The following is a 12,135-nucleotide window of genomic DNA, read 5'->3' on the forward strand; positions in this document are numbered from 1 at the left end:
GCCGGGGTCAGCCGTGCCGCTCGCGCCGGGCCAGTTCGCCCCAGAACTCGCGCAGCACCTCGTAGCGCAACGCGACCTCCTCCGCGTCCCCCTCCTCCAGGGCGTCCACGATGGCGTTGACGTCCTGCGCCGAGGTGTCGTCGGTCAGGTCCTGGTCGTCGACGAGCTGCACGAGGCCGCCGTAGTCCAGCTCGACGGCCGAGCCCGCGTCGAAGTGCTCCAGCCAGCGGCCGGTGTCGGCGAGCACCTTCGCCGGGCCCTCCTCGCCGATCGAGTCCCGGACCACGCGCAGCGCCCGCGCGACCCGCTCGCGCGCGTCCGTCATGGACGCCCGCCAGGACACCTCGCGCTCCGGCGCGTCCCTGGTGGCCAGGACGAGCCGCCTGGCCTCCGGGTCGACCAGCGCGAACCAGGGCAGCGGGACCGTCCAGGTGGTGGAGATGACGTGGACCGCGCCCCCGGTCAGCTCCGCCATGACCGAGCCCGCCCGAGCCCGGACCGCGTCGGGGCTCGCGGGCAGCGCCTCGTCCTGGAGCGGGCCCCAGGAGGTGGCCAGGAAGCCCACGAGGGCGGCGGCCGAGCGGGCGCGGAGGTCCAGCGGGCAGACCAGCGGGCCGTCGCCGACCTCGCCGGGGACGTCGGCCGGGTCGAGCGCCAGCACGTCGAAGGGGGCGTCGGGCGAGGGTCCCCCGTCGGGGCGTTCTCCGGGGAGCAGGCGCGGGCGCCCGCCCAACTGTGATCGCAACCACAGGTGACGTTCCCGCTCCCCCGCCTCCGCACGGGTCAGCGGGCCCTCTTCCAGGGCTTTTCGCACCCGGTCCGCCAACGGTGCGTCAAGGGACGACAGCGGTTCGTACACCCTGAGGTAGGCGACGAACGGTCGAGGCACCCCCGCATCCTCCCACGGTGAGATTTGGCGGCACGTGTCACGCCTACCGCGTCGCGGGCAACCCCATCGACACGGTACGGTAGTTACCAGGAACTAGTTGTCGAGACGAGTGGGGCCGCCGTTCCCCCGGCCGCCCCCGTCCCTGTGCGAGGGGGTCGAGCCATGGGGCGCGGCCGAGCGAAGGCCAAGCAGACGAAGGTGGCGAGGGAGCTGAAGTACAGCTCTCACAACACCGACTTTGACGCCTTGCAACGCGAGTTGTCCGGCGATTCCGACATCGGTCGACGAAGCGATGATCGCGTCGACGACTCGTCGGACGACGATTACGACGACTACCGTCGCTGACGCAATCACACCCATGCAGAGATCGGGCTGCCGGCACCACCGGCAGCCCGATCTTTGACACTGACATCGCCCTGGCGCGCTGCCGAGGCGGAGTCGACCACATCCCCGGACGGACCCGCGCGACGCGGAGCCGTGCGGAGTTCGTGGCACGACTCCCGTCCCCGGCGGCGCCAGGTCGGCCGCAGCACCGGCGGGAAGCCTCCCGTCCCGGTGCTCTTCGGCGATCCGGTTGACCACTCCTCCCCGTCCCGCGCCCCGGCGCGGGTGGTGGGTGAGCGGCGTCCGGTGAGCAGGCGGCCGTGGCCTGGAGCGTCCGGGTTCACACCGCACCGCCCGCTTGACCCGCGTTGCGCTCCACTTCGGAGCACGGCCGGGGACGCGGGCGGATTTTGTGCTGTCCGGGGTCTGGCGGGACCGCTGCGAGGTGGGCCTGGAGCACCGCACCGGGGTCGTGGCGCTCGCGCCGCCGGGTGGGGACTGCGGGGCCGGAGGCGGGCGGGTTCGGGACCGGGGTTGGCAAGTCGAGTCGGAGCGGGCAGGCTGTGGCCGGGCAGACCCGAGAACCTTTCACGTGCCCCGCGTGCCGCCCCGAGGGCGCGGCGGACGGGCGGGCGGTCCGGCGGCCCGACCACGGGGTTCGCGACCCGCCGAGCGGACCGGTTCAGGTCCTTCGGACATCTCAACAGGTCCAAGGTCCCGGATCGGACAGGTCTTCACCGGTCGGCGCGCCGATGGCGACGCGCGGGAGCAGGGCGATTCCATTTGATTGGGCATTGCGAACGTATTCGCGTGCGATCTTCCGGAGGCTCCCGATGGGCAAAACGCCGAACTGGCTCAGCGCACTTACCCCCCAATCGGGTGTACTGTCCGCAGCACGTTAGGGGAGACCATCACTTGCCGACCGCACCGGGTCGACCCAATTGAGTTCCGCCGGTCACGACAGTAACAGGACCCACATGCTGCCCATGCCGAGCACCGCGCCCCAGGAACAAGTGTGGCCCAGAAACAGCCTGCTGAGCAGGCTCCGCGAGAACACCAGACAGGAGCTGCTCGCGGTCGGCACCGTGGTCCGCTACGCCGCCGACCGGGAGGTCATCGAGCAGGACGCGAAGGACACCCACGTCCTGCTGCTGCTCGAGGGCGTCGTGAAGGTGCAGACCACCGACGAGACCGGTGACACCGCGCTGCTCGCGATCAGGGTCGCGGGCGACCTGGTGGGCGAGATGGCGGCCCTCGACCAGAAACCGCGCTCGGCGACCGTGGTCACCTGCGGGGACGTGGTCGCGAAACTCATCACGAGCGTCGAGCTGATGGGCTTCCTGCACCGCAGGAACGACGTGTTCGTGGAATTGATCGGAATGATCAACGACCGGTTGCGAACTGCCAACCAGCGGCGACGCGATTTCCTCTCGCACCCCGCGGCGGAACGCGTCGCACGCGTTCTGGTGGAATTGATCGAGACTTATGGCCGCGAGGAAGTGCACGGCTGGACGCTCGGAATTCCGCTGACGAAGGTGGAACTCGCTTCCATCGCCGGGATGAAGCCGAGGACCGCCGAGAAGGCCTTCAGCGATCTGCGCAAGGCCGGGGTCGTGGTCAGCCACCTGCGCCGGGACGTGCTGATCCCGGACCTGGACGAGCTGCGGACCTACGCGGGGATCTGAGCCCCGACCGCACTGGTGCGGGGTGCGGGCGAGGCCGGTGGGCCAGAGTGTCCCGTGGCGGGAGCTCAGGTCCGGGAGCCCTGGTCCGGGAGCAGCGGTCCGGGAACCCGCCAAAGTGGATCATCGTCACATCCGGCGGGTGGCGTCGAACGGTGGTGGAGCGGGTACCCGTGGGGCGCGCCGGACCTGGTCGGGTGCTCGCGCTCGCCGACACCGGGTCCGCCCCAGGGGGTTTCGCCTCCGGGGCCCGCCCCCTGTCTTCCCGCCCCGCCTGATGAGAGGACGCACGACCTTGCCGGAGGCGCTGCTGATGCTGGCCGGGGCCGTGGCGAGCGCGCTCGCCAGGGCGACCGACACCCCGCTGTGGCCCGCGCTGCGGGACGGGGTCGCGGAGGCGGTCGACCCGGTGCGGCCCGGTGTGCCCCGGTTGCGGCTGGAGAAGGGGCGGCGGGCGCTGGTGTCGCAGCACGCGGTGCGGCGGGAGCCCGCGCGCGCCGCGTTCACGGCCGAGTGGCGGGACTCGCTGCACGAGGTGCTGCTCGGTCGGCCCGAGGCCGCCACAGGGTTGCGTCGGGCGCTGGCCGAGGTGAGCCCCTCGCTGCCCCGGTGGAGCGGGCAGGACGGGGTCGTGCCGCCCTCGGTGCTGCGCGGGAGCGTCAAGCTCGCGCAGGCCTCGCCCTACCGGTGACCCGGCCCCCGCGGTGAACCGGCCCTACCGGTGAACGAGCCCTACCGGCGCCTCCGCCCCAGGTGCCTGACCTGGCGGCGCTTGCCCTCGGCGTGGTCCCGGTGGCCCGCCAGCGACCTGGGCACGCCGACCTCCCACCACGCGCCCGACTGCGTCCACGACGACGGGTCGGTGCGGATCACCACCGCGGCGGGCCGCTTCCCGGACACCGCCGCCCTCCTCGCCTCGCGGTAGGCGTTCGGCAGCGCGGCCAGGTCCGGCGCGGGGTGGACCGAGCAGCCCAGCGCGGCGGCGTGGGCCGCGAAGTCGACCGACGGCGGGTCGGCGTGGCCGGTGCGGACGTCCGCGTACAGGTTGTGGAACGGCCGCGCGCCCTGGTCGCGCTGGAGGCGGTCGATCACCGCGTAGCCGCCGTTGTCGCACACCACCGCCACGAACCCGTGCCCGGCGAACGCGGCGGAGAACAGGTCGGAGTTCAGCATCAGGTACGAGCCGTCGCCCAGCAGGGCGGTCACCACGCCCCGCTCCCGCGCGATCGCCGCGCCCCACGCGCCCGCCAGCTCGTAGCCCATGCAGGAGAAGCCGTACTCGACGTCCAGCTCCGGCTCGCCGCCGCGCGCCCGCCAGCCGCCGACCAGCTCGCCCGGCAGCCCGCCGGACGCGGTCAGCGCGTAGTCGCCGTCCTCGGACAGGTCGTTGACCACGCCCACGACCTGCGCGTACGTGGGCAGGCCCGGACTCGGGGCGCGCAGGGCGGTGACGCGGGCGTCCCACACCTCGCGCTCGGCGCGCGCCCTCGTGGTCCACGCGGGGTCCGCGCGCCAGCCCGCCAGCGCGCCGCCCAGCTCGCGCAGGGCCTCCAGGGCGTCCCCGGTGACGGCGGTCGCGCCGTGCTTGACCGCGTCGAAGCGGGCGGTGTTGACGTTGACCAGCGCCGCCGCGGGGGCGAAGGCCGTCCAGGAGGCGGTGGTGAAGTCCTGCAGGCGGGTGCCGACCGCGAGGACGGCGTCGGCGTCGGCGGCCAGCCGGTTCGCGGACGCCGACCCGGTGATGCCCAGCGGGCCCGCGTGCAGCGGGTGGTCGTGCGGGACGAGGGTGCGGCCCGCCGTGGTCTCGGTGACCGGGACGCCGTGGCGCTCCGCGAGGGCGAGCGCCTCGGCCGCCGCGCCGGAGTAGCGGACGCCCCCGCCCAGCACCAGCAGCGGGCGGGTGGACCGGGACAGCGCCTCGGCCGCCGAGGCCAGCTCGGCGCGGTCGGGGCGCGGCCGGAGCGGGCGGTGCAGGACCGGCTCGAACAGCGGGTCGGGGAAGTCGTGCTCCTCGACCTGCGCGTCCTGCGGCAGCGCCAGGACGGCGGGGCCGCAGTCGGCCGGGTCGGTCAGCGCGCGGGCGAGCTGCGGCAGGGTGGCGATCAGCTGCTCGGGGCGGGTGATCCGGTCGAAGTAGCGGGCGACCGGGCGGAAGGCGTCGTTCGCCGTGGTGGTCGGGTCGTGGAAGTGCTCGACCTGCTGGAGCACCGGGTCGGGGGCGCGGCCGGTGAAGGTGTCGCCGGGGAGCAGCAGCAGCGGGAGGCGGTTGGCGTGGGCCACGCCCGCCGCCGTGACGGCGTTGAGCGCGCCGGGGCCGAGGGAGGTGGTGACCACGCCGACCTGGCGGCGGTGGGTCGCCCTGGCGATCGCGGTGGCGGCCAGCGCCATGCCCTGCTCGGTGTGCCCGCGCCACACCGGCAGGCGGTCGCGGACTTCCTCCAGCGCGGTGCCCAGCCCGAGCGCGTTGCCGTGGCCGAGGATCGCGAAGACGCCGGGGAACAGCGGGGCCCCGGTCCCGTCGAGCAGCTCGGTGCGCTGGGCGAGCAGCCAGCGGACCAGGGCTTGCGCGGTGGTGAGCCTCATCGGGTCCGCCCCTGGGCGCCGGTGACCGGCACGCGCGGGTCGGGCGGCCTGCCGACCCAGGTGTCGCGGACCCAGGCGTGGGCCGGGTCGTCGTGGAAGTCCATGGCGCGCGGGCCCGGTCCGGCCAGGACGTTCAGGTAGTAGAGCGGGTAGCCGGGGGCCGCCGCGCACGGGCCGTGGTAGCCCTCGGGGATCAGGAACACGTCGCCGTCGCGCACCGGGACGTCGTGCTCGGCGCCCTCGGCGGTGTAGGTGCGGTGCAGCGCGAAGCCCTCGCGGGACGGGGTGACGCCGTCGCGGCCCGCGACGCGGAAGTAGTAGAGCTCCTCGTTGGGCACCGGGCAGGTGCGGTCGTGCTTGTGCGGCGGGTAGGAGGACCAGTTGCCGTCCGGGGTGATCAGCTCGCAGGCCATCAGGCGGTCCGCGTGGTCCCAGGCTCCGGGGACGCCGAAGTTGGTGACCTGGCGGGTGGCCGGGCCCGCGCCCCTGGTCTCGACGGGCACCCGGTCGGCGGGGCCGTAGGCGGGGGTGAGGCGGCGCTCGCAGCGGGCCAGCGGGACGGCCAGCTCGGTCGCGCGGTCGGCGCGGATCTCGGCGGTGGCGTCCCTGGGCAGGTAGGCGAAGTCGGTGACGCCGGTGAAGACGCTCTCGCGCCCGCGCAGGGTGAGGCGCTCGCCGTCGACGTCGACGGTGCAGCCGCCGGACAGGGGGAGCAGGAACGCCTCGTGGTCGCCGGTCTCCAGCAGGCGGGTCTCGCCGGGGGCCAGGGCGAGCACGCGCAGGCCGACGCGGTCCCAGCCCGCGTCGGCGGGGGTGAGGACGACGGGGTCGCCCGCGGCGGTGAGGGTGCCCAGGGGGCGGTGGAGGTCGGACACGGGGGCTTCCTTCCCTCTGCGGGTTCTGGCCTCTGCGGGTTCTGCCTCTCGGGTGGTTCAGCTCCGGGGGTGCTCGGGGTCCTGGCCCAGCAGCGGTTCGATCTCGTCCGGGGTGGGCATGGCGTCGGCGCAGGCCAGGCGGGTGGCGACCAGGGCGCCCGCCGCGTTCGCGTAGCGGGCGGCGCGCTCCGGCGGCCACCCGGCGAGCAGGCCGTGGGCGAGCGCGCCGCCGAACGCGTCGCCCGCGCCCAGCCCGCACACCACGTCCACCGGGCAGGGCGGGACGGTCCAGGTCCCGTCGCGGGTGGCGACCAGCGCGCCGTCCGCGCCCAGTTTGACCACGGCTAGTCCGACGCCGCGCGCGAGCATCCGCCGCGCCGCCTCGTCCGGGTCGGCGGCGCCCACGGCGATCTCCGCCTCGGCGCGGTTGCCGACGGCGACCGTGACGTGGTCGAGCATCCAGCCGATCTCGCGCCCGGCCCGCTCGGCGCCGTCCCAGAACGCGGGCCGGTGGTCCAGGTCCAGGACGGTGTGCGCGCGGCGGGCCCGGTGCTCCAGCAGGGCGCGCTGGGTGGAGCGGGCCGGTTCGGCGCACACGCCGGTGCCGGTGACCCACAGCAGCGGCACCCGCGCGACCAGGTCCCACGGCACGTCGGCGGGCTCGAGGGTCAGGTCGGGGGCGGTGGGCTCGCGGTAGAACAGCAGCGGCGGGTCGTCCGGCGGGTCGAGCGCGCAGAACACCACGGGGGTGCGCAGGTCGGGGGCGGTGCCGACGTGGTCGGCGCTGACGCCGAAGCCGCGCAGGGCCGTCCGCACGTAGCCGCCGAAGCCGTCCGCGCCGACCTTGGTCAGCACGGCGGCCGAACGCCCCAGGCGGGCGGCGGCGACGGCGACGTTGGTGGCGGTGCCGCCGAGGGACTTCGCGAAGGTGCGCACCTCGGCCAGCGGCACGCCGCTCTGCTCCGGGTACAGGTCGACGCCGACCCGACCCACGGTCAGCACCTCGGGAAGTCCCCCGGCGGCGCTCACCGGTCGGTCCCGCGCAGCTCGTGCTCCAGCTCGGCCAGCTCCGCGCCGCCCGCCATGCGCTCGGTCAGCTGGGCCAGGCTGATCTCCGACTTGTCGTGCCAGCCGACCGCGCGCCCCCGCTGGAGCAGCAGGAACCGGTCGCCGACCGGGTGCGCGTGGTGCGGGTTGTGGGTGATCAGGACGACGCCGAGGCCCCGGTCGCGGGCGCGGGCGACGTGCCGCAGCACGAGTCCGGCCTGCTTGACGCCGAGGGCGGCGGTGGGCTCGTCCAGGATGAGCACGCGGGCGCCGAAGTGCACCGCCCGCGCGATGGCCACGCACTGGCGCTCGCCGCCGGACAGGGTGCCGACCGGCTGCTCGACGTCGCGCAGCTCGATCCCCAGCTCCGCCAGCGCCCCCCTGGTGGTCTCGCGGGCGGCGCGGCGGTCCAGGAACGGGCCCCTGCGCGGCTCGGAGCCGAGGAAGAAGTTGCGCCACACGCTCATCAGCGGCACCACCGCGAGGTCCTGGTGGACGGTGGCGATGCCGTGGTCGAGCGCGTCGCGCGGGGAGGAGAAGCGCACCTCGGTCCCGTCGACCAGGAAGCGGCCCCGGTCGTGCCGGTGCACCCCGGACAGGATCTTGATCAGGGTGGACTTGCCCGCGCCGTTGTCGCCGAGGACGCAGGTCACGCTCCCGGCCTCGACGGTCGCGGACACGTCGTGCAGCGCGTCCACGCTGCCGTAGGTCTTGCCGATGCCGTCGACCTCGATGAGCGCCGTCACCGCCGCACCCTCTCCGCCCTGCGCCGCAGCGCGTTGTTGACCAGCACGGCGGCCAGCAGCATCGCGCCGAGGAACAGCTGGAACCAGTCGCTGTTCCAGTTGGCGTAGACGATGCCCTGGCGGGCCATGCCGAAGATGAGCGCGCCGATGGCGGCGCCGATCGCGGAGCCGAAGCCGCCGGTGAGCAGGCAGCCGCCGATGACGGCCGCGATGATGAACTGGAACTCCAGCCCGATGCCCTGGTTGGCCTGGACGCTGGTGAACCGCAGGATGTTGATGCTGCCGACCAGCCAGGCGGCTGCGGCGGTGGTCATGAACAGCAGGATCTTGGTGCGCCGCACCGGGACGCCGACCGCGCGGGCGGCGGTGGCGTTGCCGCCGACGGCGAAGACCCAGTTGCCGAAGCGGGTGCGCAGCAGCACGACGGCGGCGAGCGCGGTCACCCCGAGCCACCACAGGACCGAGACGCGGAAGGCGGTGCCGCCGACGTCGATGGTGGAGGCGAAGAAGTACCCGGCGGAGGCGTAGCCGTCGGCGGAGCGCATCCCGGACACCTGGACGGTGCCGGTGACCAGGCGGGTGACGCCGAGGTTGAGGCCCTGCAGGGCGAGGAACGCGCCGAGGGTGACGATGAAGCTGGGCAGGCCGGTGCGCACGACGAGCCAGCCGTTGAGGGCGCCGACCGCGAGGGCGAAGAGCAGCGACACCAGCAGGGCCAGCCAGGTGTTCCAGCCGAGGCGGGTGGCCAGGACGGCGGTGACCAGCGCGGTGGACGCGGTCATGACGCCCGCCGACAGGTCGAACTCGCCGCCGATCATCAGCAGGGCGACGGCGACGGCGGCGATGCCGAGGGTGGAGGCGTCGTCGAGCCAGGTGGCGACGCCCGCCGGGCTGAGGAAGCGCTCGGTGGCCAGGGAGAAGAAGGCGAACACGAGGAGCGCGCCGAGCAGGGCGCCGACCTCGGGGCGGCGGACGAGGCGGTCCACGGCGCGGCCCGCGAGCGGGTCGGCGGGCAGGGGCTTGGTGGTGGTCACTGGGGTCACCTGGTCCCGCGCTCGGCGTACTCGGCGACCCGGTCCACCGTGGAGCGGTCCACGATGCCCGGTCCGGTGAGGACGGGCTTGCCGCCGCCGACGGTGTTGGCGTTGTCCCGGTAGAGCTTGATCAGCACGACCGGGAGGTAGCCCTGCTCGTACTGCTGCTGGTCGACGGCGAACAGCACGTCCCCGGCCTTGATCGCGTCGGTGACGTCGGTGTTGAGGTCGAACGTGACGATCGCGGCCTTCGACCCGGCCGACTTGCCCGCGGTGACGGCGGTCGCGGCGACCTGGGAGTTGAGCGCCAGCACGGCGTCCACCGACGGGTCGGCGCGCAGCGCGCCGGTGATCCGGGCCTCCGCGTCGGTCGGGTTGTTGATGTCGACCTGGAGCGTGGCGGTCTCGCCGCCGAAGCCCGCGCGGGCGCCGTCGCAGCGCTGGTTGAGGCCGGTGTTGCCCGCCTCGTGGATCACGCAGAGCAGCTTGGACCTGCCCTCCGCCCTCAGGCGCCTGCCCGCCTCCTCACCGGCGAGGTCCTCCTCCTGGCCGACGTGGGCGATCGCGCCGAACTCGGCGCTGCGGGCCCCGCCGGAGTTGATGGTGACCACCGGGATGCCCGCGCGGACGGCGCCCTCGACGGCGGGGCGCAGCGCGTCCGGGTTGGCCATCGACACGACGATGCCGCCGACGCCCTGCGCGACCGCGTTGTCCACGAGGGTGGCCTGCTTGCCTGGGTCGCCGTCGGAGTTGTAGTCGACGGCGGCGCCGAGCTGCTCGCCCGCGTCGGTGGCGCCGTTCTTGACCACGTTCCAGAAGGCGTCGCCCGCCGTGCCGTGGGTGATGACGGCGATCCGCAGCGGACCGCCGGTCTCGGCGAGCGCGCCGGTGGGGCGGGGGTCCTCCGCGGTGGGGCCGGTGCACGCGGCGAGCAGGGTCAGGAGCGCCGCGCCCCGCCACCACCGGCCGGGTGGGCGGTGGGCGCGGGTGCTGCTGCGCGGAACGGGGGTCATCGTCGTCTCTCCTGGCGTGGTGGGGACAGGTCCCCGGCGGGGACCCGGCCCGGCGCGGGGGGTCAGCCGAGGTGGGGGTGCAGGAACGCCAGGCCCCGTGCAGTGTCCCCGACCGGGCCCGCCGAGGTCGCGCCCGCGTCGAGCGCGGTGTCCTGCTCCAGCACCAGCCAACCGCCGTAGCCGTTGATCCGCAGCGCGGTGAGGACGGCGGGCACGTCCAGGTCGCCCTCGCCCAGCGGCGGGTACAGGCCGCGCCGGACGGCGGCGGCGTAGCCGGTGCGGCCCTCGCGGACCTCGGCGGCCAGGTCGGCGCGCACGTCCTTGAGGTGCACGTGAGCGATCCGGTCGGGGTGCCGGGAGGCGAGTTCGAGCGGGTCCGCGCCGCCGATCAGCAGGTGGCCGGTGTCCAGGCACAGCGGCACGTCGGACTCGGCGAGCAGGCGGCCGACCTCGGTGGCGCGCTCGACGTGCGTGCCGACGTGCGGGTGCAGGGCGGTGCGCACGCCGTGCGCGGCGGCGGCGTCGCGGGCGGCCTCGGCGGCGCGCAGCAGCGCGGTCCACTGGGCCGGGGTCAGCTCGGGGCGGGCGTCGTAGCCGTCCAGGCCGGTGGCGGCGGCCAGGACGAGGACGTCGCCGCCCGCGCGGGCCAGGCGCTCGGCGGCCCGCTCGGCCTCGGCGACCGCGCCGGGCTCGTGCAGCGGCGTGGCGAGGAAGCCTCCGACGAGGGCGAGGTCGTGCGCGGCGAGCAGGTCGTGCAGCTCGTCGGGGTCGGCGGGCAGGTAGCCGGGCGGGCCGAGCTCGGTGGCGGTCAGGCCGAGCGCGGCCATGTCGGCGAGCACGGTGGCGGGCGGCAGGACCTCTCCCCAGCCGGGGACCTCGCACACGCCCCAGGTGATCGGCGCCCCGGCGAGCCTCACCGCGCGCTCCTCGCGCCGACCGGCTCCTCGGCGAGGCGCACGGGCGCGCCGGTGCGGCGGGAGAGCTCGCACGCCTCGGCCAGGCGCAGGCTGACCAGGCTGTCCCCTGGCGGTGACGGGTTGGCGGCGCGGCCCGCGACCACGTCGACGAAGGTGGCGACCTCGGCGAGGTAGGCGCGGCGGAACCGCTCGGGGAAGCCGGGGTACGGGTCGTCGGGGGCGCGTCCGCCGGGTTCGAGGGAGGTCAGCGGGGTGCGCTCGTCCAGGCCGACGGCCAGGCAGTCGCGGCTGCCGAACACCTCGATGCGGTGGTCGTATCCCGCCGGGTCGTGCCTGCCGCCCGCGAGCAGGGCGTGGGCGCCGCCCGCGAACGTGAGCAGCGCGACGGCGTTGTCCACGTCGTCGGCGGCGGCGAACACCTCGTCCACCAGCACCGAGCCCGCGGCGTAGACCTCGGTGACGGGTTCGCCGACCAGCCACGGCACGGCGTCCAGGTCGTGGATGAGCAGGTCGCGGAACAGGCCGCCGGACGCGGGCAGGTAGCCGGGGTCGGGTGGGACGGCGTCGTTGCCGAGGGCGCGGACCAGGTAGACGCGGCCGACCTCGCCCGCGCGCAGGCGGCGGTGCAGCTCGGCGGTGGCCGGGTCGAAGCGGCGCTGGAAGCCGACGACGACCTCGGCGCCGGTGGCCTCGACGTCCGCGACGAGCGCGCGCATCTGCGCCTCCCCGGCGGCGATGGGCTTCTCGCACAGCGCGGGGACGCCAGCGGCGGTGGTCGCGCGGAGCAGGTCGGGGTGGGTGCTGGTGGGGGTGGCGAGCAGGACTCCGTCACAGGCGGTGAGCAGGTCGGGGAAGCTGTCGACGGCGGTGGTGCGCGGCAGACCCGCGGCCACGGCGGCGGCGCGGCCGGGCAGCGGGTCGTGCAGGAGCACGTGGTCGACCTGCTCCAGCGAGGCCAGGTTCGTGGCGTGCATCGAGCCGATCCGGCCCGCTCCGGCTACTCCGATGCGCATGACGAAGGTCTC

Annotated in this window: 12 protein-coding genes; 3 read left to right on the forward strand and 9 right to left on the reverse strand. The window is 74.9% G+C overall.

The window, feature by feature from the left end:
• Positions 1-7: 7 nt before the first annotated feature.
• Complete coding sequence (locus CNX65_RS33820) at positions 8-889, reverse strand: hypothetical protein (RefSeq protein WP_096497329.1); 882 nt, start codon at positions 887-889, stop codon at positions 8-10.
• 162 nt (positions 890-1,051) lie between these two features.
• Here CNX65_RS33820 and CNX65_RS33825 point away from each other — a divergent pair, with 162 nt between their 5' ends.
• From CNX65_RS33825 to CNX65_RS33835, 3 genes are all read left to right on the forward strand, one after another.
• Positions 1,052-1,234: a DUF3073 domain-containing protein gene (locus tag CNX65_RS33825; RefSeq protein ID WP_015805515.1), complete on the forward strand. Its 183-nt coding sequence runs from the start codon at positions 1,052-1,054 to the stop codon at positions 1,232-1,234.
• A 920-nt stretch (positions 1,235-2,154) separates the two neighbouring features.
• Positions 2,155-2,898, forward strand: a complete 744-nt coding sequence (locus tag CNX65_RS33830; protein WP_232520096.1) for a Crp/Fnr family transcriptional regulator — start codon at positions 2,155-2,157, stop codon at positions 2,896-2,898.
• 292 nt (positions 2,899-3,190) lie between these two features.
• The gene (locus CNX65_RS33835; RefSeq protein ID WP_096497331.1) at positions 3,191-3,586 is read left to right on the forward strand and encodes a hypothetical protein; all 396 of its coding nucleotides are present in this window, start codon (positions 3,191-3,193) and stop codon (positions 3,584-3,586) included.
• 41 nt (positions 3,587-3,627) lie between these two features.
• Here the strand turns inward: CNX65_RS33835 and iolD are convergent, their stop codons facing one another.
• From iolD to CNX65_RS33875, 8 genes are all read right to left on the reverse strand, one after another.
• Positions 3,628-5,478, reverse strand: coding sequence for a 3D-(3,5/4)-trihydroxycyclohexane-1,2-dione acylhydrolase (decyclizing) (gene iolD, locus CNX65_RS33840; RefSeq protein WP_096497332.1), 1,851 nt, complete (start codon positions 5,476-5,478; stop codon positions 3,628-3,630).
• Complete coding sequence (iolB, locus tag CNX65_RS33845) at positions 5,475-6,353, reverse strand: 5-deoxy-glucuronate isomerase (protein ID WP_096497333.1); 879 nt, start codon at positions 6,351-6,353, stop codon at positions 5,475-5,477. Before iolB ends, iolD begins: the two co-directional genes overlap by 4 nt.
• A 57-nt stretch (positions 6,354-6,410) precedes the next feature.
• Positions 6,411-7,382, reverse strand: coding sequence for a 5-dehydro-2-deoxygluconokinase (iolC, locus tag CNX65_RS33850; RefSeq protein WP_177154557.1), 972 nt, complete (start codon positions 7,380-7,382; stop codon positions 6,411-6,413).
• On the reverse strand, positions 7,379-8,146 hold the full coding sequence (locus CNX65_RS33855; protein WP_096497334.1) for an ATP-binding cassette domain-containing protein: 768 nt from the start codon (positions 8,144-8,146) through the stop codon (positions 7,379-7,381). The genes iolC and CNX65_RS33855 overlap by 4 nt, the downstream gene beginning before the upstream one ends.
• Positions 8,143-9,180 (reverse strand): ABC transporter permease, encoded by a 1,038-nt coding sequence (locus tag CNX65_RS33860; protein ID WP_096497335.1) that lies wholly within the window; start codon positions 9,178-9,180, stop codon positions 8,143-8,145. The genes CNX65_RS33855 and CNX65_RS33860 overlap by 4 nt, the downstream gene beginning before the upstream one ends.
• Positions 9,181-9,185: 5 nt before the next feature.
• A complete protein-coding gene (locus CNX65_RS33865) occupies positions 9,186-10,193 on the reverse strand; it encodes a sugar ABC transporter substrate-binding protein (protein WP_096497336.1) in 1,008 nt (335 codons plus the stop codon).
• Positions 10,194-10,255: 62 nt separating this feature from the next.
• Positions 10,256-11,110 (reverse strand): TIM barrel protein, encoded by an 855-nt coding sequence (locus tag CNX65_RS33870; protein ID WP_096497337.1) that lies wholly within the window; start codon positions 11,108-11,110, stop codon positions 10,256-10,258.
• Positions 11,107-12,123, reverse strand: a complete 1,017-nt coding sequence (locus CNX65_RS33875; RefSeq protein WP_096497338.1) for a Gfo/Idh/MocA family protein — start codon at positions 12,121-12,123, stop codon at positions 11,107-11,109. The genes CNX65_RS33870 and CNX65_RS33875 overlap by 4 nt, the downstream gene beginning before the upstream one ends.
• Positions 12,124-12,135 lie beyond the last annotated feature (12 nt).

The sequence above is a fragment of the Actinosynnema pretiosum genome (assembly GCF_002354875.1).
Taxonomy (GTDB): Bacteria; Actinomycetota; Actinomycetes; order Mycobacteriales; family Pseudonocardiaceae; genus Actinosynnema; species Actinosynnema auranticum.

Coding starts and splice junctions, on each gene's coding strand:
- CNX65_RS33825 (WP_015805515.1), top strand. CDS start 1,052: ATGGGGCGCGGCCGAGCGAAGGCCAAGCAGACGAAGGTGGCGAGGGAG.
- CNX65_RS33865 (WP_096497336.1), bottom strand. CDS start 10,193: ATGACCCCCGTTCCGCGCAGCAGCACCCGCGCCCACCGCCCACCCGGC.
- iolD (WP_096497332.1), bottom strand. CDS start 5,478: ATGAGGCTCACCACCGCGCAAGCCCTGGTCCGCTGGCTGCTCGCCCAG.
- CNX65_RS33875 (WP_096497338.1), bottom strand. CDS start 12,123: ATGCGCATCGGAGTAGCCGGAGCGGGCCGGATCGGCTCGATGCACGCC.